Source organism: Erwinia sorbitola, from assembly GCF_009738185.1.
GTDB lineage: Bacteria > Pseudomonadota > Gammaproteobacteria > Enterobacterales > Enterobacteriaceae > Erwinia > Erwinia sorbitola.
Genome location: NZ_CP046509.1, coordinates 2,705,928 through 2,727,623, shown reverse-complemented (window position 1 = coordinate 2,727,623; position 21,696 = coordinate 2,705,928). Strand labels below are relative to the sequence as shown.

General features: G+C 53.3%; 19 protein-coding genes and 1 riboswitch. Of the genes, 10 read left to right on the top strand and 9 right to left on the bottom strand.

Annotated elements, in window-relative coordinates:
- Positions 1-41 precede the first annotated feature (41 nt).
- The 4 genes from GN242_RS12200 to GN242_RS12185 are packed head-to-tail and all read left to right on the top strand — an operon-like array spanning position 42 to position 4,724.
- The gene (locus tag GN242_RS12200) at positions 42-1,565 is read left to right on the top strand and encodes an ABC transporter substrate-binding protein (protein ID WP_156287559.1); all 1,524 of its coding nucleotides are present in this window, start codon (positions 42-44) and stop codon (positions 1,563-1,565) included.
- The gene (locus tag GN242_RS12195; protein WP_154750843.1) at positions 1,562-2,497 is read left to right on the top strand and encodes an ABC transporter permease; all 936 of its coding nucleotides are present in this window, start codon (positions 1,562-1,564) and stop codon (positions 2,495-2,497) included. Before GN242_RS12200 ends, GN242_RS12195 begins: the two co-directional genes overlap by 4 nt.
- Complete coding sequence (locus GN242_RS12190) at positions 2,494-3,297, top strand: ABC transporter permease (RefSeq protein ID WP_374189810.1); 804 nt, start codon at positions 2,494-2,496, stop codon at positions 3,295-3,297. The genes GN242_RS12195 and GN242_RS12190 overlap by 4 nt, the downstream gene beginning before the upstream one ends.
- On the top strand, positions 3,294-4,724 hold the full coding sequence (locus tag GN242_RS12185) for an ABC transporter ATP-binding protein (protein ID WP_156287558.1): 1,431 nt from the start codon (positions 3,294-3,296) through the stop codon (positions 4,722-4,724). Before GN242_RS12190 ends, GN242_RS12185 begins: the two co-directional genes overlap by 4 nt.
- A gap of 90 nt (positions 4,725-4,814) precedes the next feature.
- Here the strand turns inward: GN242_RS12185 and GN242_RS12180 are convergent, their stop codons facing one another.
- The 7 genes from GN242_RS12180 to tenA all read right to left on the bottom strand — a co-directional run bounded on the left by GN242_RS12180 (position 4,815) and on the right by tenA (position 10,315).
- Positions 4,815-5,135, bottom strand: coding sequence for an addiction module antidote protein (locus GN242_RS12180; RefSeq protein ID WP_230320629.1), 321 nt, complete (start codon positions 5,133-5,135; stop codon positions 4,815-4,817).
- 4 nt (positions 5,136-5,139) lie between these two features.
- Complete coding sequence (locus GN242_RS12175) at positions 5,140-5,535, bottom strand: type II toxin-antitoxin system RelE/ParE family toxin (RefSeq protein WP_231617092.1); 396 nt, start codon at positions 5,533-5,535, stop codon at positions 5,140-5,142.
- A 211-nt stretch (positions 5,536-5,746) separates the two neighbouring features.
- The gene (locus GN242_RS12170; RefSeq protein WP_154750846.1) at positions 5,747-6,871 is read right to left on the bottom strand and encodes an ABC transporter substrate-binding protein; all 1,125 of its coding nucleotides are present in this window, start codon (positions 6,869-6,871) and stop codon (positions 5,747-5,749) included.
- 283 nt (positions 6,872-7,154) lie between these two features.
- Positions 7,155-8,090 (bottom strand): ABC transporter substrate-binding protein, encoded by a 936-nt coding sequence (locus GN242_RS12165; RefSeq protein WP_154750847.1) that lies wholly within the window; start codon positions 8,088-8,090, stop codon positions 7,155-7,157.
- 34 nt (positions 8,091-8,124) lie between these two features.
- Positions 8,125-8,874: an ABC transporter permease gene (locus GN242_RS12160; protein WP_154750848.1), complete on the bottom strand. Its 750-nt coding sequence runs from the start codon at positions 8,872-8,874 to the stop codon at positions 8,125-8,127.
- A complete protein-coding gene (locus GN242_RS12155) occupies positions 8,871-9,614 on the bottom strand; it encodes an ABC transporter ATP-binding protein (RefSeq protein ID WP_156288266.1) in 744 nt (247 codons plus the stop codon). Before GN242_RS12155 ends, GN242_RS12160 begins: the two co-directional genes overlap by 4 nt.
- Complete coding sequence (gene tenA, locus GN242_RS12150; RefSeq protein WP_374189526.1) at positions 9,614-10,315, bottom strand: thiaminase II; 702 nt, start codon at positions 10,313-10,315, stop codon at positions 9,614-9,616. The genes GN242_RS12155 and tenA overlap by 1 nt, the downstream gene beginning before the upstream one ends.
- A gap of 53 nt (positions 10,316-10,368) precedes the next feature.
- Positions 10,369-10,471, bottom strand: a riboswitch (TPP riboswitch).
- 133 nt (positions 10,472-10,604) lie between these two features.
- On the opposite strand from tenA, the gene GN242_RS12145 reads away from it, so the two are divergent.
- On the top strand, positions 10,605-14,465 hold the full coding sequence (locus GN242_RS12145; protein ID WP_156287557.1) for a CHAT domain-containing protein: 3,861 nt from the start codon (positions 10,605-10,607) through the stop codon (positions 14,463-14,465).
- 54 nt (positions 14,466-14,519) lie between these two features.
- Positions 14,520-15,545 carry an LLM class flavin-dependent oxidoreductase gene (locus tag GN242_RS12140; protein WP_156287556.1) on the top strand — a complete coding sequence of 342 codons (1,026 nt, stop codon included), beginning with the start codon at positions 14,520-14,522 and terminating at the stop codon, positions 15,543-15,545.
- Between the two features lie 45 nt (positions 15,546-15,590).
- Here the strand turns inward: GN242_RS12140 and GN242_RS12135 are convergent, their stop codons facing one another.
- Positions 15,591-17,228, bottom strand: coding sequence for a hypothetical protein (locus GN242_RS12135; protein WP_156287555.1), 1,638 nt, complete (start codon positions 17,226-17,228; stop codon positions 15,591-15,593).
- Positions 17,229-17,594: 366 nt separating this feature from the next.
- Between GN242_RS12135 and GN242_RS12130 the strand changes: the two genes are divergently transcribed.
- Positions 17,595-18,086, top strand: coding sequence for a hypothetical protein (locus GN242_RS12130; protein WP_156287554.1), 492 nt, complete (start codon positions 17,595-17,597; stop codon positions 18,084-18,086).
- Positions 18,076-18,729 carry a hypothetical protein gene (locus GN242_RS12125; protein ID WP_156287553.1) on the top strand — a complete coding sequence of 218 codons (654 nt, stop codon included), beginning with the start codon at positions 18,076-18,078 and terminating at the stop codon, positions 18,727-18,729. The genes GN242_RS12130 and GN242_RS12125 overlap by 11 nt, the downstream gene beginning before the upstream one ends.
- Before the next feature lie 65 nt (positions 18,730-18,794).
- On the opposite strand, the gene GN242_RS12120 is transcribed toward GN242_RS12125, so the two are convergent.
- The gene (locus tag GN242_RS12120; RefSeq protein WP_154750854.1) at positions 18,795-19,748 is read right to left on the bottom strand and encodes a LacI family DNA-binding transcriptional regulator; all 954 of its coding nucleotides are present in this window, start codon (positions 19,746-19,748) and stop codon (positions 18,795-18,797) included.
- A 292-nt stretch (positions 19,749-20,040) separates the two neighbouring features.
- Between GN242_RS12120 and GN242_RS12115 the strand changes: the two genes are divergently transcribed.
- Together GN242_RS12115 and GN242_RS12110 are read left to right on the top strand one after the other, a co-directional pair.
- A complete protein-coding gene (locus GN242_RS12115) occupies positions 20,041-20,355 on the top strand; it encodes a PTS sugar transporter subunit IIB (protein WP_156287552.1) in 315 nt (104 codons plus the stop codon).
- A gap of 11 nt (positions 20,356-20,366) precedes the next feature.
- Positions 20,367-21,695, top strand: coding sequence for a PTS sugar transporter subunit IIC (locus GN242_RS12110; RefSeq protein WP_156287551.1), 1,329 nt, complete (start codon positions 20,367-20,369; stop codon positions 21,693-21,695).
- Position 21,696 lies beyond the last annotated feature (1 nt).

Genomic DNA, 21,696 nt, shown 5'->3' with positions numbered 1-21,696 from the left:
CTGCGTTGTTCCATTTCTCTGGATAAAGGATTGATACACTGATGCAAAAATTTGTACGCCCGCCGCTGCTGGTTTTGATGCTGGCTGCGGCTGCTCTCCCGGCCAGCGCCGCCCCTGAGCGCATCGCCACGCTGGTTGCCCCTTTTGAAATCAAAGGCACCGATCCCACGCTCTCTGGCGATATCTTCTTAAAAATGTCGATTGTTGAAACCCTGGTCAATGCCGACAGCAGCGGTCAGCCGCTGCCAGGTCTGGCGACGAACTGGAGCGTTTCCGACAACGGCCGGCTATGGCGCTTTACCCTGCGCCCGGGCGTAAAATTCCATGATGGCAGTGCATTAAGTGCGGAAAGCGTAGTGAACGCGCTGGAGGTATCACGCAGTAAGCCAGGCCTGCTGGATAAAGCCCCTGTTACCGCTATCCGTGCTGAGAATGGACAGGTGCTGATCACCCTTAGCCAGCCATTTACGCCATTGCTCAGTATGCTGGCAGAGAACCGCGCTCAGATCCTTGCGCCCGCCTCGTATGACAACTCACATAAAGTGGTGCAGATTATTGGCAGCGGCCCGTATCGCCTGACGTCACTTCAGGCGCCGCAGAAGCTGACAGTGACACGTTTTCACGACTACTGGGGCCATGCGCCCGCCATCGAACAGGCCAGCTATATGGCTGTTGGCCGTGCTGAAACCCGTGCACTGCTGGCCGAGAGTGGTAACGCCGATATGGTGTTAAATCTCGATCCCGCCAGCCGCAGCCGCCTGAAAAACAACCGCAAAATAGAGCTGATGGCGGTCTCAATTCCGCGTAGCGTGCTGTTGAAGGTGAACGCAGGGCACCCGTTACTGAATGATGCGCGCGTGCGCCAGGCCTTAAGTATGGCCCTCGATCGCCAGGGTATTGCGCGCGCCATTCTGCGCTATCCGGCTGCGGCCGATCAGCTTTTCCCTCCCTCTGTCGCTCAGTGGCATAACCCCGGCCTGACCCCGCTGGTCTATCAGCCGCAGCAGGCACAGGCGCTGCTGGAGGAGCTCGGCTGGAAAACGGGTGCCGATGGCATTCTGCAACGCAATGGCCAGCCGTTCACACTGACGCTGACTACCTATCCGGATCGTCCTGAGCTGCCGCTGATTGCTGCCGCTATCCAGCAGCAGCTCAGGGATGTGGGAATTCAGCTGACAATCAACACCACCAACTCTGGGGAAATCGCCGCAAAACATCATGACGGTACGCTGGAGCTGGCACTGGTTGCTCGTAACTTTGCGCTGACGCCGGATCTGCTTGGTACGCTGTTACAGGACTATGCGCCGCAGGGCGGAGACTGGGGGGCCATGAACTGGAGCAACGCCACCTTTAATCAAACCCTGGCCGACTTAGTACAGGGTCGCAATGTGGCAAAAAGCCAGACTGAACGCCAGCAGCTGACGCGCATCCTGCAAACTGAGCTGCCGGCGATTCCGGTAGCCTGGTATCAGCAGACGGCCGCCGTATCAAAACGTCTGAGCGGAGCCACACTCGACCCCTTCGAGCGCACTTTCGGGCTGGAGAACATGAGGTGGAGTGAATGATCCGGATACTTGGCTACCGCCTGTTGCAGGCCGGTATGGTGGCGCTGTTAGTAGGGAGCCTTACCTTTGTGCTGATGCGTTCTCTGCCGGGGGATATTGCCTGGCGTATCGCCGCCGGGCGTTATGGCTACGACCGTGTTGACGCCTCTGCGGCCAGCGCGGTTCAGCAGGAGCTGGGGCTGGATCGCCCGGCCTGGCAGGCGCTGGCGGACTGGTTTATCCAGCTGCTGCACGTTAATCCTGGCAATTCGCTGGTGTCGGGTGCGCCGGTGATGGAAGAGATTAACCATCAGCTGGGGCAGACTCTGCTGCTGGCGGCGGTGGCACTGCTGCTGTCACTGCTGCTCGGCCCGCCGCTGGGGATCCTGGCCGGGCTTGCTCCCGGCGGAAAACTGGATCGTCTGCTGCTGGCGATCTCCACCTCCCTGCGCGCGCTACCGCATTTTGTGCTGGGGCTGATTCTGGTACTGATTTTTGCTCTGGGCCTTGGCTGGCTGCCCGCAGCTGGCTATGGGGAGGTGCAGCATGTGCTGCTGCCTGCGCTGACGCTGGCGCTCGGGCTGGCGGCGGTTTCCAGCCGGGTGGCGCGTAATGCTATGCGTCAGGTAACAGATTCAGCCTGGTATCAGTTTGGCCGCACTAAAGGGCTGACAGAGTCTCAGCTTTTTTGGCAGCACGGGCTGCGTAACGTCAGCGTGCCGCTGGTGACGTATCTCAGCGTGCAGTTTATCTACCTGATTGAAGGCGTGATAGTGGTGGAAACGCTGTTTGCCTGGCCGGGTATCGGTCACGCGCTGGTACATGCAATTTTCGCCCGTGATGTACCGATGATTCAGGGAACGGCTCTGATTATGGGGCTGATGTTTGTTCTGCTTAATACGCTGAGTGACGGGCTCTGTTACTGGCTGGATCCGCGGAGGAAAAACCCATGATGATGAATATTGTGCGCCGCAGTTCGCTGGCGCAGCGCGCCGGAGCGGGGCTGCTGTTACTGCTGGTGGTATTTGCTTTTGTCCTGCCGCTGCTGTGGCCACAGGATCCGCTGCGGCAAAAACTGATGCTGGCGCTGCAATGGCCCGATCTCAGCGCACCCTTTGGTTATGATCATCTCGGGCGTTCGCTGTTTGCCCGTCTGACCGCGGCGATCCGCCTGTCGCTGGGGCTGGCACTGATAAGCGTTCTGAGCGCGATGATCCCCGGCATTCTGCTCGGAGTGCTGGCGGCCTGGCGCGGCGGTGCGGTTGATCGCGGCGTTTCGCTGCTCGCCGATACGTTTCTTGCGCTGCCGGGATTGCTGCTGGTGCTGCTATTAACCGCGCTGGTGCCGGACTCCGCCCTGATGCTCTACATCGGGATTTCGCTGCTGCTATGGGTAGAGTATTTCCGTATCAGCCGTGCGATTGCCCGTCCATTACTTCTTTCACCTGCGGTACAGGCTTCGCGCCTGCTCGGTCTGAGTCCCTGGCTGATCTTCCGCCGCCATCTATGGCCGGAGATGGCTCCGGTGGTGCTGACCGTGGCGGCATTTGGTGCTGCCAGCGCAATTATGGCGATTGCGGCGCTGGGTTTTGTTAGCGTTGGCGTCCGGCCGCCCACGCCGGAACTGGGGCTGATGATGACTGAACTGCTGCCGTATTATGAAGAAGCGCCCTATGCGCTGTTGCAGCCGGTGATGGTGGTGTTTTTACTGGTATTAAGCCTGCTGCTGCTGGCAGGAAGAGAGAAAGCATGATGCTGATGGATATAGAACAGGTGGCCGTCCACGGCGGTGACCTGGCGGTACAGCCGCTGTCATTTTCACTGCGCGCCGGTCAGCCGTTTACGCTGTTAGGCGAAACGGGATCTGGTAAAAGCCTGCTGGCCCAGGCGGTAATTGGCACGCTTCCTCCGGGGCTGATTGCCTGCGGTCAGCTGCACACAGATGGCCAGACGCTGCCGCTGGCAAGCCGTCCGGCGCGTGCGCTCTGGGGCCACCGGCTGGGAATTTTGCCGCAGGAACCCTGGCTGGCGCTTGATCCGACCATGCGTGCAGGAGAGCAGGTGGCGGAGAGCTACCGTTTTCTGCGCGCCATGAAAAAAGCGCCGGCCCGGGATGCTGCCCTGTGCGATCTGGCGGCGTTGGGTGTGGCGGATGCTGCCGACCGCCTGCCGCAGGCGCTTTCCGGCGGAATGGCGCAGCGTGTCGCTTTTGCCGCCGCGCGAGCTGGAGGCGCCAATATTATTGTAGCCGATGAGCCCACCAAGGGGCTGGATGTGGCGCGTCGTAATGAAGTTATCGCGCTGCTGCTGGAGGAAGTGCGTGCAGGAGGCGGACTGCTGACTATCACCCACGATATTGAGCTGGCCCGGCAGATTGGTGGCGAAGTGGCGGTGATGATGCGTGGGGAAATTGTCGAGCGAGGCAGTGCACAGCAGGTACTGACTGAGCCGCAGCATCCTTATACTCAGGCGCTGCTGGCGGCAGATCCGGCACGCTGGCCAGCTCGCCAACCTAAAGCGCATGGGCCTCAGATAGTACTGGAAGCGCATAATCTGAGTAAAGCCCGCGGCGGGCGACAGCTGTTCAGCGGTCAGTCGCTACGCGTTCATGCCGGGGAGGTGATTGGCATTACCGGGCCAAGCGGCTGCGGCAAGAGCAGCTTTGGCGATATTCTGCTCGGGCTGCTGGCCGCTGATAGCGGTGATGTGGTGCGCGATCGCACGCTGGCGGCGGTGAAATACCAGAAGATCTTCCAGGATCCGCCGTCGGCCTTTGCACCCCGCGTGACGCTGCGTCAGGCGCTGAATGATGTGGTAAAACGTCATAATCTCAACGGTGAACGCATTGCGTTGCTGATGGCGCGGCTCAGGCTGCGACCGCTGCTGCTGGATCGTTATCCTGATGAGATATCGGGCGGCGAGTTGCAGCGTTTTGCTCTGCTGCGCGTACTGCTGCTGGATCCGGTCTTTCTGTTTGCCGACGAACCCACCTCGCGCCTTGATCTGCTGACACAGCAGCAAACCATTGAGCTGCTGGTGGAGGTGGCCGCAGAACAAAACTGTGCCCTGCTGGTGGTCAGCCACGATGAGGCATTAATCGAGCGTATCAGCCATCGTCGAATCCATTTCGGCGAGATACAGTATCCGTGTGGGCTATCTTCGGAGGCAGTGTTGCCGTAACTGGTCGCTGACAATCTCACAGAATGCCGTGAGATTGTCAGCATTGTTCAGGTGAGAGGCCACAGCATGCCCCTGCGAATGCAACGCGGGTTAACTTGCGCCGCTGGCAGGCGCTTCAAAAAGGCGGACACCTGCTGCGCGAGTAATCGCAGTGAGGGTTTTAATAGTAGGGTTACCTTTAACGGAGAGCGTGCGGTATAGCTGCTCGCGTGACAGGCCGGACTTTGCTGCTATTTCGCTGATACCGCCGCGGGCATTCACCACGTGGCGCAGCGCAGTAAGGAAGGCACCGATACCGCCGTCCTCATAAATTTCTTCCAGTGCTGTTTGCAGGTAGACCTGCGCGTATCCCGGATTCTCACGAATCATTTCGATAACAGCGCTGTCATGCTCAATCGCTTTATTGTGCATATCCTTACCTCGATTGAAAATCGTCCCAGTAGTCTATTGCCCTGGAGATATCCGCCTCTTGCGTTGATTTATCGCCGCCGGTCAGCAGCAGCACGATTGTGCGTTGCTGCACAGCATAATAAATCCGATATCCCGGCCCTTCATGGATGCGCATTTCCCAGATACCGTCACGTAAGTAACGATGGTCGCCAAAATGCCCTTCAGCTGCCCGGTTCAGGCGGGTATTCATTCTGGCTATCATGCGCATATTTTTCAGCGTCTGAAACCATCTTTTCAGAGGAATGTTTCCGCGATGATCCCGGTAGTGCAGTAGCTGATATTTCATCCTTGATGTTCCCGAGTGTAGTTTAAATGCAACAGTAAGGCAAGAGGCTATCTTTCGAATGATGTTTGGTGTCATTTTATGATAACTGCCTGTTTTAAAAGAAAGTGCGAGCAGATAGTTACGTGTTATTGCTTGAGGAGGGATGGGCAAATAGTGCTATTAGCAGATATTCAGCGTCATACTGGAAGCGGCTTCGCAGGAAGGAAAGCAGGATTACCGGGGATTGCAGCAGTAAGCGTTACGACCGCGCCGGTAGCCAGCGCGGATCGCCGTGACAGGACGGAGATTACTGCGGGTGATATTCGATATTAATTGGCTCATCCGGCAGTTTGGTAAAGGTACGGATAATCTGGTGATAGTCAGCGAGAGGGTCAACATGGCTGAACTGTTGCGGATAGAAGTCTTTCGCCAGCATTTCGATGCCAATAATGTTGTAAGGATGGTTATAGAAGTGGTGATACACCGCTGCAACTTTGCCTGCCTTGACGGCCGGGATATCCTTCACGCCAGTGCGGTCGCGCAGACGATCGAAGCTGGCTTTAATTTCGCTTATCCCGGTGTTGTAACCCAGGGGGATCACCGCGTTGCCTTTACCGCCGCGCTTTGAGCCGCTCATCACGTAGTAATCCGGGTTCAGACTGATAACTTTCTCTACCGCTACGGTGCCGCTGGTCCCGGGCAGCAGATCGGATCCAATATTTTTCGCTCCGGTAGCTTCAATCAGCGCCCCCCAGCCGTTATGCCCGTGAGTGAAGCAGCATGATTCGCCGCCGCCGCCAACGCCGGCAATAGGCTCAACAAACACGACAGGCTTAGGCGAGACATCTTTGACGGCCGCCTGCACGGCGTTCAGCTTCTGCGTGTAAAAGTCGGTATACGCTTTGGCATTGGCTTCCTGGTTCAGCACTTTACCCAGCAGGGTCACGCTGGCAGCCGTATTTTGTACCGGGTGCAGCTCATCATCGACAAACAGCACCGGAATATTTAGCGCGCTGAGTTGCGTCAGTACGCCTGTCTGCTTCAGGGCAGGTTTGGCACGCAGTTGGGCAATCATCAAATCGGGATGTTTAGCGATGACCGTTTCCAGATTCACTTCTCCCTGATCGGAAAAGCCCATATCGAGAATTTTTTCCGCCTCGGGCCAGCGTTTCTTCAGCATATTCCAGCTGCCAGTATCCTGTTTTTTCATCAGGTTATTCCAGGAGACCACCCGGCGGAATGGGTTATCGCGATCCAGCAATGCCAGACTCAGGATTTCACGTCCGTCCTGCAATATTACCCGCTGGGGTTCATGGTTGATCACCACTTTTTGCCCGTCCATATCGGTCACGGTGAGCGGATAGGTGGTGGCTAGCGCCAGTGAAGGCATGGCAGCCAACAACAGAGCGGGTAAGGTTTTAAGCATAGTCATGGTACAAATATCCCTGCCAGTCGATAGATGATAATTATTATCATTTTTGTTCACGTTTCGTTAAACGTAACTTAAACAGGAGTTATCGGTATACCACAAAAGTATTAATGGATTTTTCAGTACAGGCGGGTAAAACGGCGTGGTATTCCGCAGCAAAAGTGTGACCCGATGAACTCATGTTTTCACCGGTTTACCCGTACAGGCCAGCAATAGCCGGACGTCAGCGCGTCCGGGCTAAAGTGTTAGCCATGTGGTCGGGGTTTACCCATGGTTGGCCCCATTTTCAGCGTAGTTCTACCGCGTATTGCGCTACGGGAGTCATTTTCTTAATCAGCTTATTATCAAATAAGAACTGCTCGTAGGCTTCGTAACGTTTTACATCGAGATGTGCCGGATCTTTCGCGAACAACGGCAGGGTTTTCTGCCAGGCAATATGGTTCAGTTCGGTGTTCAGCTCCGGGTGTGCTTTAGCGAACAGCTGCCAGCTCGCATCAGGGTGCGCCTGCAAATAATCATTGCCCTTCTTCAATGCAGTGAGGAATTTCTTCACTTTTATTGCATTAACGTTATCGCGATTAGCGACAATCACCAGCTCGTCATAAGCGGGAACTCCGTAATCTTCCACGTTAAACACCACCGGATCTTTTCCCTGGAGCTTCAGCTCCTGCGCTTCAATATTACGGTAGCCGCCAATTACCGCATCAACCTGACCCGCCAGCAGCGCACTGGAAAGCTGGAAATTGACGTTAATCAGATGGGTATCTTTAAGGCTGATGTTTTCCTGCTGGAGCATGGTGTTGAGCGTGGCCTGCTCAATTCCGCTGACGGAATAACCAATTTTCTTGCCTTTGAGGCCCGCCGGGGAGGTGATGCTTTTATCCAGCGTTATCACAGTATTGAGCGGCGAATTGATCAGGGTGCCAACGCGAACCAGCGGCAGGCCTTCATCCGCGAAGAAGTGCAGCTGTGGTTGATAGGTAATAGCCAGATCGGCCTGTTTAGCCGCCACCAGGCGCGGCGGCAGGGAAGGATCCGATGGCGGAATAATCTTCACATCCAGCCCCTCGGCTTTAAAGGCACCGATCTGATCGGCGACCATTATTGGCGCGTGATCCGGGTTGATATACCAGTCGAGTACCAGCGTCAGCTTTTCACTGGCGAAGGCCGGTGAGGTAAAGGTTCCGCAGAGCAGTAGTGCAGCGCAGGTTTTCTTTAACATACTCTATTCCTTATTATTTTAATGTCATTAACGCTTATTCAGGTGCCCAGTTAATCAGGCGGTGAAGCAGGGCATCGACAGTCGCCCAGAGTAATACGGTCATCAGCACCAGGATAAACAGCGCGGCGAAACACTGGTCGGTCTGCATCCGCGCATTGGCATTCAGCATGACGTAGCCCAGTCCCTCAGCGGATCCCACCCATTCGCCAATAATTGCGCCAATCGGTGCCACGGCGGCGGCCATACGCAGGCCGGAGCCAAAAGCGGGCAGGGCGGCCATCAGGCGAATATGCCGCAGCTGCGACCAGCGCGAAGCGCCCATGGTGCGGGCCAGATCGAGATAGTCCTGATTTACCCGCCTCATACCGTCAAAGAAAGATGAGGTAACCGGAAAGAAAATGACCAGCACTGCCATCGCCACTTTGGCGCTGATACCAAAGCCAAACCACAGCACCAGCAGCGGCGCGAGGGCAAATACCGGGATCGCCTGGCTGGTCAGCACCAGCGGCATCAGCCAGCGTTGCAGGCGGGGGAAGATAATCATGCCGACCGCCAGAAGCGAGCCAAGCATCACCCCCAGCACCAGTCCGATCAGCACCTCCGAGGCGGTAATCAGACTGTGATAAGCGAGAAAAGCGCGGCCATTCCACAGGGCGCGGGCAACAGCGGCGGGTGAAGGCAGCAGAAAGGCGGGAATATCGCTTAACGTCGCCAGCCACCATAGCAATAGCAGCCCGATGAATATGATCAGCCCGCGGGCGCTGGTTGTGATCTTACTGCTCATTCTGCGGCCCTTAGCAGCTGCTGCATCAGCTCGCCCTGGCTTTTCAGCAGTTCGGCATCGTCTGCGGCGCGGGGCGGCAGGCCGCCAATGGTATGAGTGTCATCTATCGCGGCAGGAGCGCCTGAGAGCACCAGCAGATGATGGCTCAGACGACAGGCTTCCATCGGGTCATGTGTGATCAGCAGTACGGTATGGTCGGCCAGCAGCTCGGCGGCCAGCGTCTGAATCTTCGCCCGCGTCAGCGTATCCAGCGCCGAGAACGGCTCATCCATCAGCACAATCGGCTGGCGTTCATACAGCGTACGGGCAATCGCCGCACGCTGTCGCATCCCTCCTGAAAGTGCGGCCGGATGGTCATCTGCGTGACCTTGCAGCCCGACGCGTTCCAGCAGATGTGTCGCCCACCCGGCATCAGCTTTTTCCCGACGCAGGCGCGCACCAAGGGTGATGTTGTCGATAATCGACAGCCACGGATAGAGCAGATCTTTTTGCCCCATATAGGCGATACGGCCCGGCAGCGGCAGGCCGTCACTGCCGCACACCGTGCCGGATGCAGGTGCTGCCAGCCCGGCGATAATCTTCAGCAGGCTGGTTTTACCGCTACCGCTGGCACCCAGCAAGGAGACAAAACGCCCGGCCGGGATATCAAAGCTGAGGGGGCCGAAGATCTGACGCTGGCCGAAGCACAGCGTCAGATCGCGCACCTGAATACCGGGCGGGGTAACGGAGTGAATCGCCATCACGTCGGGGTGGCCGCGTTAAGTCCCATCTGCCAGAAGGCGGATTCCAGACGCGTGGCAGTGACGAAAATCTCAGACAGTTCACTAAAGCGACTCTCCGCCCCGCGCTGGCGGGCAACGCTTTCCAGCAGATCGAGGGCAGCACGCACGCCGTTAAGGTAGTCAGCATCGCCGTAGTTACGGATCCAGGAGGCATAAGGGCTGCCTTCCAGCAGCGTCCCGGGGTCGTGCAGCAGGCGCAGGCCAATCTCCGCATAACCTGCAACGCACGGCAGCAGCGCTACCAGCAGATCGAGGGCATCGCCAGAGTGGCCGATATCCAGTACATAGCGGGTGTAATTCATGGTTTCCGCTGCTTCCGCTTCACTCATCATCTGCGCTTCGCTCATGCCCCAGCTTTCGCAGTAGGCCAGGTGCAGCGGCAGTTCGGCGACAATGGCATTTAGCGAGGCGGTGGCAGCACGCATCTCCGGCAGCGTGCGCAGCTTGCTTACCAGCAGGGCGTAAGCACGGGCAAAGTGGATCAGGAACAGATAATCCTGAGTCAGATAGCGGCGGAAAGCGCGTTCAGGCAGCGTGCCCAGGGCAAGTTGCTGAATAAACGGATGTGCAACGTAGTCCTGCCAGTCATTTCCCGCCTGCTGGCGTAAACGTCCGTACAGGCCGTGGCTGAAATCTACAGGTTGAATACGATAAGACACAGAATCCCCTCAGTTAAGTGGAGATCCGGGCAGGCGGAGGTGTGAACAGGCAGAGGTGACTGCCAACCCGTCCCTTCGCTGGCATGACCCAGATCAGGTTCAAAGGGTTCGGCTTACGCCATCTCAGCCCATCACAGGACACCCCTCGGAGGAGCCTGTTATACGATATTTGATTTTTGATTACAATCCTTGTCAACCGCTGGAGCGCGCAGATTTATAGACATTTTTCGGGCTGTTCTGATAAATTTATCTTATGCATCTTTCATGAGATTTATAAAGGATTACGGGCATGGAACAAAGCAAAGAGCTCAGTGATATTTTTAATAGCTGTTTTGGATCATATTTTGATATCAATCCTCCTGGCTATAGCGACCTGGATTTACATTTTATTCATGATTTTCATTTTCGTGATTATTTACTCCATATAACCCATAAACTTTACTATATTGCGTTTAGCGAAAGTGGTGAAAGGCTGTATAGCAAACTCTATTTTTACTGCGTCGACGATGATGTCGTTAACTCGCTACACCCTTTTGTTGAAAATATTAATCTTAGCCTGAGAAATCATGGTCTGGCAGAGTTTATTCTGTTAGAAAAGATCTCCGCAGACATTCAAGAGCTGATTGTCCGTATTAATCAGCAGCCGGATAAGAGCGCCTGTATTATCTTTGATGCAGAGAAGTTTTCAGGCAGTGAAACATTTTTTGAAAAAAGATTTAATCAGCCCGGATTTCCGCAGGATAAGCAGCAGATCGTCGATTTGCTGAATGTCCTCAAAACCGGCGATGATAAGTTCACCAAAAAAGGTTATGTTGCCTGCCATAGTAGGCTCGCTCCTGTTGTCGCATCTGATGATTTCAATACCTTTGTTAATGATATAAAAAGGCTTTCTATTTTTGACTTCTATGCTGGCGGTGAACGTCATCAGAAGATGTTTGATGCTATTAATGAGGCGCAGGATTTCCTTAAAGATAACCACATCAACAGCGCAAAAGAGGCTATTGAAAGATGCAAGGAAATTAAAGATCCAAAATTTGTATTTATTCAAATCTTCAATGAGTTTAATAATAACAATAATAAAATGTACGCCTTCCATTTGCATGAAATGCTCAAAAATCTGGACATCGACAGCGATTTCTCGACGCACTCTGGTTTGAATATGGTGGATGTCTGTGTAGGGGCGGAAAGTTATCCTGCGGCGAGAAAAATTCTGAAGAAAATTGCAGAGGAACTGGCAGATCAGGATGAGATTGAAAAGGGAGTACAGCTTGCCGGGCTGGCGGGGTGCAGCGATATCTCAGCTGAACTGATCAAAAAACTGGAGAAGAGCTATCCCGGATCTCTGGTGCTGAATTACAGAGATATCAACTCTGCACTAAGAGAGGAGAACTACCAGCGCGCCGCCGAACTTTTTTCCCTGCGTGATGATGAACTCAGTCAGAAGAAACATCAGCTATTACTTCAGTTTATAACATGGCTTAAGCAAGGCGATGGCGATATTGTGGCATTCCTTCAGACACAAGATATCAATGATCCCGATACTGTCCATTTTCTTAATCACATTGCCTCGACGTGGGCGGTAAAACATCAGGATTACCTGACTGCGATTGCCGTTTCACTATTCTATGAGCCGGTGCTGGATGATGAGACCTTTATCAACAATAGCGATCGTATTCTGAAGAAATGGTTTTTTAATCGGAAAAAATCCAATACCGATGAGGATAAAAAACAGGCTGATATTGTCAGTGAGGCGATAATCAGTTTTACGAAAAAAAGTATTGATAAACTGTCGCATCTCTCAGTCAACCCTTATCTGCGGGAACGTTTTATCGACAGATTCAGCTGGGATGTGTCGCACTCTTTTGGACATTTTTTGCTTATTTTGATCACCCGCAATCAATTTTCTGGCAGGGAATTAAACCTGAGTCACGCGGAGCCGCAAGCATCGGTAACCATGCCTCTTGAGACCGTGATGAGCAAAGTGGAAGATGCGCTGAATTATTATGACCGCATTGGAGTTGTTTTAGCAGGAAAACACCTGGTTCCTGCGGATATTTTGACCGGTGACCGCGCTGAACTGCGGGCGTTCCTGCAAGGGCTTCATATCCTGATGCTTAAAATGGCCGGCGATCTGCAAAATGAGAGGGAAATAAATAATATTAATGCCCTGATCTCCATTGCCAACAGCGCTGCCAGTTTAGCTGCTCCTTGCTATCAGGATCTGGATATTATTAAAAATGTTGGGGCGGTGCTGTCGCTCCAGGGATATGCTCAGGCGGCGCGTGATTTGGCCGAGCAGGCACTTCAACTGGCGGGCGATGACCCTCAGCGTCAGCGTCATGCATGGCTGGCCGCAGCAGAGATTTATCAACGTCAGGGCAACAATCACCCGGCAATGGTCTATCTCAACTGTGCCATGTCAGGAAGCGAGATGACCATTGATGAATTTTTCACCTATTCTAATCTTGCTGTAAGAATTTTTCGCGATACTAAGGCGGTAAACTTCGCACGTGACGCTGTCACTTTTTCGCGTCGCATCCTGCAAGAATTCAATAATAATTTGTATATCAAAAATAAAAAAATCTATGATTTTATGGATCTTACACTCTGTTTTAATCAGCTGTGTAGCGATGATGTTTTTGATAGTGAAATCGCTGAAAAAGTGGTCAGCCTGGCAACAGGTATTGCTTCAGAAGAGGTCGTGCATGCGGATAATCTCTCACCGATACTCACCCTGTCACTGCAAATTGCTGATGTGTTAGCCGTCAACAATTATACAGCAGATGATGATTTTAAGGCGGTGCTGGAACAGATGATATCCATCAGCGATGCGATGAATATTCCGGATAAGCTGTTAAATGCCTTCACTGCCTTTTATCGCGAAAGTAATATTAACAACCTTTTTGCCCTCTATAATTTGATCTCATCATCATCACGCAGTGCCGGAGACAGGGCCTGGGATGACAACTCGCTGCACATTTACGCTGCTTTATTACTGCGCCGTAACCCTGATATGCCATTACAGGATCGTGCTTTTGCCGCAGAGCTGTTAACGGATAGCTCCTATTCGCTGCACAGCGAGTATCTCTACAGTAACCCTTACCCCCGCTATGAGCGCATTGATGCCCCCGCAGACTATGCCGCAGCCTGTGCGCTGGAAAATAAGGTAGCCGTCTATCTGCTGGTTCTTGATGATCATAAACACGGGACGCTGCTGTGCTGGTTACCCGGTATGGACGGGCAGGAAATAGACTCCTCCCTGTGGCATTTTGATTTTGCCGCGTTCAATCAATGGAAAAAGGAATTCCCATATCAATATGGTTTCTATGATGCGGAGACCACCCCCAATCTCTTTTTTGATAGCACGGAATTTATCCGCTTCGATTTTGATTTCCACGAAAAAAGCGTGCTTATTTTAGATGTCCAGCTTCAGTCGCTGGTGCCTAATCTGATACCCCTTCCGTCGGGGCTGGCCGGAACCCAGGCCGCCATCTCCTGCGCACCGTCGCTGGCATGGCTGGAACAGACCCGCCGCACGCCGGTGAAAACTAACGGCAATCTGGTCAGCTGGATATCGACTGCCGATCTGGCGGGGCAGACGTTAAAAGCCATGGCTGATGAATTTTCACAGGAAGGGGGCGTTTTTGATAAATGGAATGTGGCTCATAATGGCGACAGTGCACTGCCGGTAGGATTTGAAAATTCAGAGCTGGTGATTATTGGCGCTCACGGCGGCGTAACGGATGCAGAACATGTGTTCAGAAGTATCAGCGATGAAGGCGATCTGCGGATTGATTTCAGCACATTTTCATCCCGTTTACGTCAGTGTGGGGTGGTGATCCTGTTTGTATGCAGCTCAGGGCGTTTTGATAATCATCCGGAAGCGGCAACCACCATTGGCCTGGCGAAAGAACTGCTCGACAATGGCTGTGCCGCCGTCATCTCTTCTCCGTGGCCGCTGGATCCAATGTTGACCATGCGATGGCTGCCGCTGTTTATGGAGCAGTGGATGGGTGGAGCGACGGTAAGTGACGCCGTTTTTGAGACAAATAAGACGCTCACCAGCCACTACAGTTATGATTATTCCAAATGTATCGCCCTGAGCGTTTTTGGCGATGGCTCAAGGCGTTATCAAAAAAAGGTGATATGACCTGGCAGACAGCGTGCTTTCAAGCTATTTATCATCGCCTTAAGGATATTACCCATGAAAAGTATCGGATTTTTGTCATTCGGACACTGGACGCCTTCACCGCAGTCTGGCACCCGTTCAGCGGCGGATGCGCTGTTGCAGTCGATCGATCTGGCCGTCGCCGCCGAAGAGCTGGGGGCAGATGGCGCTTACTTTCGGGTTCATCACTTTGCCCGTCAGCTAAGTTCACCGTTTCCGCTGCTGGCGGCCGTGGGAGCGAAAACCAGCCGTATTGAGATTGGTACCGGGGTTATCGATATGCGTTACGAGAACCCGATGTATATGGCGGAAGATGCCGGGGCCGCCGATCTGATCTCCGGTGGCCGTTTGCAGCTGGGGATCAGCCGTGGATCCCCTGAACAGGTTATCGATGGCTGGCGCTATTTCGGCTATCAGCCAGCGGAAGGTGAAAATGAGTCTGATATGGCGCGTCGTCACACCGAAGTGCTGCTTGATGTGCTGCGTGGTGAAGGCTTTGCTAAACCAAACCCGCAGCCGATGTTTCCTAACCCGCCGGGGATGCTGCGCGTGGAGCCGTTCTCTGAAGGATTGCGCGAGCGTATCTGGTGGGGAGCGGGTTCCAATGCGACCGCCGTATGGGCCGCGAAGCTGGGGATGAACCTGCAAAGTTCGACGCTGAAGGATGATGAAACCGGCGAACCTTTCCATATACAGCAGGCGAAGCAGATCCGCGCCTATCGGGAAGCGTGGAAGGCGGCCGGGCATACGCGTACGCCGCGTGTTTCAGTCAGTCGTAGTATTTTCGCGCTGGTGAATGAGATGGATCGCGCCTACTTCGGCAACAGCGGCAGGGAAGGGGATCAGGTGGGTTATCTTGATGAAAAAACGCGCGCTATCTTTGGCCGTAGCTATGCCGCCGAGCCGGATCAGCTGATCAAACAGCTGGCGCAGGATGAAGCCATCGCAGAAGCTGACACCCTGCTGCTAACCGTGCCGAACCAGCTCGGCGTGGACTACTGCGCGCACACCATTGAAGCTATCCTCAAGCATGTGGCGCCGGGCCTTGGCTGGCGCAGGTAAAACGCAGAACTACCCGGTTCGCCGGGTAGTTTGATCGGCTGCTGCTTAATCGGCTGCTGCTTCCGGGAGTGCGGTGGCCGGTTTATCTTCAGGCTGGAAGCGAAAAAGAGAAGACCACAAAGGCAGGGGAAACGGTGTATTAATCGGATAGGGAACGGTGCCGGTGAGGCCTTGCGATCTCTGATTTAAAATATAACGATAAGCGTTGATCCCCCTGATATTTTCTCCGGCCAGAGGGAGAAGATAATTATGGGCTTTTTTTATACGTTCGACTGCGGATTTAATATTGGAACAATCCGCCCATTCAGCCATCATTTTGTTGTTATATTCACTTACTGAACCTGAACCGTTTCCCGCTGAGGAGTGTTTTACCAGCAGGATGAACTCCTCAATCGCTTGCGTCAGGCGCTGCTCCGCCGGTAGATCTTTTTGGGCCGCAGCAGTGCTCCTCAGAGACGGGGGAGAGAAGGCTTTTGTAACCAGTAACGCCGCAGGGTTATTGCGGTACAGGCAGGCGTGGATCAGTGAGGTAGACAGGCTTGCTATCTGCTGCGCCGACAGTCTGGCAGGCAGATGACTCAATGGCGAGACGCGCAAACGGTCGTCAAATAAACCCTGACGTAGTTTAATGTCGGTAGCAATCAGCGAGCCGATGAGTTTTGGCAGCTGATCCAGCGAGCTGAACAGCTCTGTTTTACCGTGATAATACCAGCGGTCAAGCTGGTCGAAGGCCTGAGCATAATCCTGTGCCGGGGTATCTGCCCGCCACACCTCATGCGTGTTACCGCCAGCAAAATGTAGCAGTTTCTCTTTAACCTCTTTCATTACCTCATCGATTAATCCGAGCTGGATAAGGTTTTTCAGTAAACCACTCCTGAAACCGAGCTGTAACGCCTGGTCGTGCGTACTGATAGAGCAGACATCGCGGAAAACAGAATGGGTGAAAGATAAGTTCTTTTTTTCATTCTGTGGCACAGCGAACAGATCAAAAGCATCCAGTACCCGCCATGAAAAGGGTTCGAATAGCGTTGCCTTGATCATACTTAACAGCGCTTTTTTCTCGATAGCCTCAGGGTAGCGCTGGCAGAAATCAGCTAGCCCGTCGGCCGAATCGATGGCCTTGCCGGCATCATAAATTTCGCTTTCCAACGTATGCTTAAAAGAGTGATAAGGGGCAGTATGGTATCTGTCATGCAGGTATTTCTGGATAGATGAAAAAATGACAGGTACCAAAGAGTCATTAACGGCATCGCCTGTTGCCAGCAATTTCTGCATCGCTGCTATGGGGTCGGTAAGGGACTTATACAGCGCATAGTGTGAATAGAGTGGCCGCTTGCTGTAACCGTATGCCGGGAAGGTTACCGCATGTTGTTCAATTTGGTGCAGCAACCGCCCAAAGGCTTCACTCTGCTTGCTTTCAGGATCCTGTTCACTCTCTTTTATCAGGTTTTTTACCAGAGCAAAGCACCCCTCACCAGAGTCCAGCCACGCCAGGATCTGATGAAGCAGGGAAAACGCCGTAGTTTTATCTGCGTCATTAGCGGCTATCTCGTTACAGCATTGTATGGTAATGGCGATAAGCTTCATACGCGGCAGAATGCAGGTTCCGCGTGTCTCTGACCCCTCGCCATAGCAAAACTGACGGCTATATAGCAGCAACAGCAACACCTGTTCCCAGGCCATTTTTTGCGCGTTGCTGTAACTTTTGCTCAGTTTTTTTTGATCTATATCGAATTTCTGCTTTAAAAAGGAAAAAAGTTCGATATTTTTTTCGCAACCTGAACTCCCCGTTTGCTGCTGTTCTTCGCCCGTTTCCCGCTCAACCATTTTAAAAGCCCCAGTTATATTCTTTGAACCGCTCTTTATTAAGCATACTACCGCTTATCGAACAATGCAGGGATGATGAAATCAATCATTTTTATAATTCTGTCCCTTTTCATAAGGGTGAATTCATTTATACAGGCTATTTAACCTCTATTTACTCCCGTCAGCATTCTGTTCTAACCTTGATTTTGCAGGTCTACCCCCCCTAACTAAGCAGGATAAAAAATGGCTAATTCACTCTTTGGCGCTAACACATCCGATGAATTGGAAAAATTTGGCACCGTTGAAAAGATCGTCACACAGCTGAAATCCTTTTTGCCTCCGTCAGCAACACTGGCAGCGGGCAGCTATGAGGAGTTGCTTAAGGATATTAAATGGATCAAGCAGCATGTTATCCGTGAAGAGCAGGTCTTTGTTAATCCCCGCCAGGAACACATCTATTACCTGCTGGAGCACGCTAATGGCAAAGAGCGTAAGCAGAAGCTGGGTGTAAAGGATGAGTTCTATCAAGATTGCGGAGCAAGTGCAGCCAGAAAATGGCGTAACCGTATCGCCTTTATTCTTCGTCAGGATACCTGCGGTGACGAAAGAACCCAGCGGGCATTCCACCGTCTGCAAGAGATGTATGCCGAAATGACTCAGCTGGAATTTGACGATCCGCTGCTGGATCAGCCTGACGCGCTCTCCTGTGAAGGAGGCTGCGACAATGGCAAATAATTCTGAGATCGTGGTTAAGCCCCTCGAAATTGAGAAACTGCACTTTCCACAAACCCCGGATACGGTGAAACCCCGCGCCGGGGAAAAAATTAAAACCACCATTGCTCACTGTGCGGTCAGAGATGCGGAGGGGAAAACGGCGCTGGACATTGCGTCACTGCCCGTGGTGCTGGGAACCGACAAACCTGGAGCAAAGCGGTATTATTCTGACCTTGAAAATGATGATAAATTTTCTGCCGGTGGCAGACACTATGTGCGCCTCCCGGCTCTGCGCAAAGAGGTTGATGTGCGTATTGAACAGCCACATGCTGCGGATAAACGTGAGCGCTTAAAACACGTTTCGGACTGTCTCAGCGTGGTGCGTGATAACCCAACGTCAGAACAGCTGCGGGCCGTCAGTGAAGTTGCCATTCGCCGCGGCCAAAAGCAGTTGAAACAGCAAAAAATCGCCCGTGATGGCACAACTCACTGCGAAATGTCAGGCCAGCCGTTGCAGCCAGACGCTGAAGTCCATCATGAAATGCGCCGCGCCGACAATCCCGATCTGGCATTGAATTTAGATAACCTGAAACTGGTTAATCCGCAGGCGCACAAAGAACATCATCAAAAGGAGCAGCAGGAAGCGGAGAGTTTTGGCAAATAACCGCGTTGCCCGGCATTCTGACAGCGACCAACAGCGGTTCTGCTTCAGAATGCCGGGGCGCCGGGCTAACGTTTACGGCCATCCGGAATGATCAGATCCCCGCGCAGCACGCAGGCTCCGAGCATATCCTGGGTTTTTTCCGTCAGCCAGCTGACGATGCGCGCCGCCATGGCATCCATAGAGTATTCAATCGATGGAATGGACGGGATACCAGGCAGATCCAGCGAACCGGCGAGGCTGAAGATCATAATGTCTCCCGGCACGGCTTTGTTAAACGCCTGAAGCTGGGTGATCACCCGCTGCGCTTCCTGCTCATCTGCCACCAGCAGCGCGTTAAAATTCACGGTAGTGGCGTTATTCAGCAGCACCTGTACCGCAACGGATGAGGTGGTGGAGTCCATAAACACCAGATTGCGGTTAAACGGCAGGAAGTTATTTTCCAGCGCCAGCTTATAGCCAAGCAGCACCTGATCGGCATAGCCGCTGGACTCCGGATGGAGTAAGGCTATCTGGCGTCGTCCCTGGCTGATGAGATAGTTACAGGCGGTTTCTGCGGCAAACGCATGGTCAAACTGGATGCTGTTTGGCGTATCGGCATCGACGCAGTCAATAAGAATAACATTGTCATCGGCAATATTTAGCGGGAACCGGGCACCAATAATCAGCACATCGTCGCACAGCCCGCAGGATAGCTCATCCAGCGCATTGATCACGCCCGCTCTGCTGCTGGCAAAACGTAAGAGCAGATGCTTTTGGTGCTGGCTCAACTGTTTTTCCAGCGCGTAGAGATAGCCGGTGGTCTGGTTGATGTTCTCCTGCGCGCAGATCACACCAATGCAGCCGGTTGACTGCGACAGTAATGACTGAGCGATGACATTGGGGCGGTAACTGAGTTCCTCTGCTGCCTTCAGCACCGCGAGACGGCTGGCTTCTTTGACCCCGCGCGATCCGCTCAATACCCGTGAGACTGTGGCTTTGGACACCCCAGCTAAACGCGATACATCATTGATTGTTGACATTTTTCTCCCCTGACACCACGAAATAGCCTGCAAAAACCCATCAATAATGGCGCAGAATATCGCCAGCGCCAGTATACGGCTTTCCTTTTTCCATGGAAACCGAATTTCCATATCACCTCAAAAGTTATCCATATAGCACTATTTTTTGTGACGGCAATCCAGGAAAAAACCCTATAACGAACACCTTTATGATGAGTGTCACACTTCTGTTTTAGTTAAATGGAAAACGGTTTCCGTATGGTGTCCAATCGTTTCTGTATTCACGTTTCATTACATTTGAGGACGACAATCGATGTACAGGATTATGCTGTGTTGCTCTGCCGGGATGTCCACCAGTCTGCTGGTGAGAAAAATGGTCGAATCAGCCAATGAAAGAGGAATACCGGTCGAAATTGAGGCGTATGGTGTGGCGGAATTTGAAACTGAATTCCCGCGCTATCAGGTGGTGCTGCTGGGACCACAGGTTAAATATATGCTGAAAACATTGTCGGAAAAGGCTGCCACTCACGGCATTCCCGTTCAGCCCATTGAGCCAATGGACTACGGAATGCAGCGCGGTGACAAGGTGCTGGACTTCGCGCTGTCGCTGATTAACGCGGCACACTAAAAGGTGTTCATATGAGTTCGTTATATCAGTCAATGATTGCTGTGATTGAGCAATCAATCACCCCGCTGGCGGGGCGTCTGGGCCAGCAAAAATATGTTATCGCTATCCGCGACGGATTTACCGCGGCGCTGCCGTTTATGATCATCGGCTCATTTATGCTGGTGTTTATCTTCCCGCCGTTCTCGGCAGAAACCACCAACAGCTTTGCCCGCGCCTGGCTGGATTTCTCGCTGACCTACCGTGAGCAGCTGATGCTGCCGTTTAACCTGAGTATGGGGGTAATGACTTTTTTCATCTCCGTTGGCATTGGAGCCAGCCTCGGACGGCAGTTTAATCTTGATCCGGTAATGTCCGGTCTGCTGGCATTTATGGCCTTCTTGCTGGTGGCTGCGCCCTATGCGGACGGCCATATCTCTACCCAATATCTCTCCGGGCAGGGGATCTTCACCGCGCTGATCACCGCTATCTACTCAACGCGGATCTACGCCTGGCTGAAGCAGAACAACATTACCATTCGCCTGCCGAAAGAGGTGCCGACCGGTGTGGCGCGCTCTTTTGAAATTCTGATCCCGGTAGTGGTGGTGATGGGCACGCTGCATCCGCTGAATCTGTTTATCGCTGCGCAAACCGGGATGATTATGCCGCAGGCGATAATGCATCTGCTGGAGCCGCTGGTATCCGCGTCTGATTCACTGCCTGCGATTCTGCTGTCGGTGCTGCTGTGCCAGATTTTCTGGTTTGCCGGGATCCACGGTGCGCTGATTGTGACCGGGATTATGAATCCATTCTGGATGGCGAATCTCTCGGCCAACCAGGCTGCGCTGGCTGCCGGAGCGGCGTTACCGCATATCTACTTGCAGGGTTTCTGGGATCACTATCTGCTGATCGGCGGCGTGGGGTCAACGTTACCGCTGGCCTTCCTGCTGCTGCGCAGTCGCGTTACCCATCTGCGGACTATCGGCAAAATGGGCGTGGTGCCGAGCTTCTTTAATATCAATGAGCCTATCCTGTTTGGCGCACCAATCATCATGAACCCGATGCTGTTTATCCCGTTCGTGTGCGTACCGATGGTGAACGCCTGTCTCGCCTATGGTGCCACCCGTCTTGGCTGGCTGGCACAGGTCGTCTCGCTGACGCCGTGGACAACGCCTGCGCCAATTGGTGCCTCCTGGGCAGCTAACTGGGCCTTAAGCCCGGTGGTGATGTGCGTCATCTGTATGGTGATGTCGGCGCTGATGTATCTGCCATTCCTGCGTGCCTACGAGCGCTCATTAATGAAAACTGAAGCGCAAAAAGCGCAGGCCAGCGCACCGCTGACCGGAACCGTCAGCAGTAACTGAT

Coding starts and splice junctions, on each gene's coding strand:
- GN242_RS12175 (WP_231617092.1), bottom strand. CDS start 5,535: ATGACACCAAACATCATTCGAAAGATAGCCTCTTGCCTTACTGTTGCA.
- GN242_RS12110 (WP_156287551.1), top strand. CDS start 20,367: ATGAGTTCGTTATATCAGTCAATGATTGCTGTGATTGAGCAATCAATC.
- GN242_RS12145 (WP_156287557.1), top strand. CDS start 10,605: ATGGAACAAAGCAAAGAGCTCAGTGATATTTTTAATAGCTGTTTTGGA.
- GN242_RS12115 (WP_156287552.1), top strand. CDS start 20,041: ATGTACAGGATTATGCTGTGTTGCTCTGCCGGGATGTCCACCAGTCTG.
- GN242_RS12140 (WP_156287556.1), top strand. CDS start 14,520: ATGAAAAGTATCGGATTTTTGTCATTCGGACACTGGACGCCTTCACCG.
- GN242_RS12195 (WP_154750843.1), top strand. CDS start 1,562: ATGATCCGGATACTTGGCTACCGCCTGTTGCAGGCCGGTATGGTGGCG.
- GN242_RS12185 (WP_156287558.1), top strand. CDS start 3,294: ATGATGCTGATGGATATAGAACAGGTGGCCGTCCACGGCGGTGACCTG.
- GN242_RS12170 (WP_154750846.1), bottom strand. CDS start 6,871: ATGACTATGCTTAAAACCTTACCCGCTCTGTTGTTGGCTGCCATGCCT.
- GN242_RS12160 (WP_154750848.1), bottom strand. CDS start 8,874: ATGAGCAGTAAGATCACAACCAGCGCCCGCGGGCTGATCATATTCATC.
- GN242_RS12180 (WP_230320629.1), bottom strand. CDS start 5,135: ATGCACAATAAAGCGATTGAGCATGACAGCGCTGTTATCGAAATGATT.
- GN242_RS12135 (WP_156287555.1), bottom strand. CDS start 17,228: ATGGCCTGGGAACAGGTGTTGCTGTTGCTGCTATATAGCCGTCAGTTT.
- GN242_RS12165 (WP_154750847.1), bottom strand. CDS start 8,090: ATGTTAAAGAAAACCTGCGCTGCACTACTGCTCTGCGGAACCTTTACC.
- GN242_RS12120 (WP_154750854.1), bottom strand. CDS start 19,748: ATGTCAACAATCAATGATGTATCGCGTTTAGCTGGGGTGTCCAAAGCC.
- GN242_RS12155 (WP_156288266.1), bottom strand. CDS start 9,614: ATGGCGATTCACTCCGTTACCCCGCCCGGTATTCAGGTGCGCGATCTG.
- GN242_RS12200 (WP_156287559.1), top strand. CDS start 42: ATGCAAAAATTTGTACGCCCGCCGCTGCTGGTTTTGATGCTGGCTGCG.
- GN242_RS12190 (WP_374189810.1), top strand. CDS start 2,494: ATGATGATGAATATTGTGCGCCGCAGTTCGCTGGCGCAGCGCGCCGGA.
- GN242_RS12130 (WP_156287554.1), top strand. CDS start 17,595: ATGGCTAATTCACTCTTTGGCGCTAACACATCCGATGAATTGGAAAAA.
- GN242_RS12125 (WP_156287553.1), top strand. CDS start 18,076: ATGGCAAATAATTCTGAGATCGTGGTTAAGCCCCTCGAAATTGAGAAA.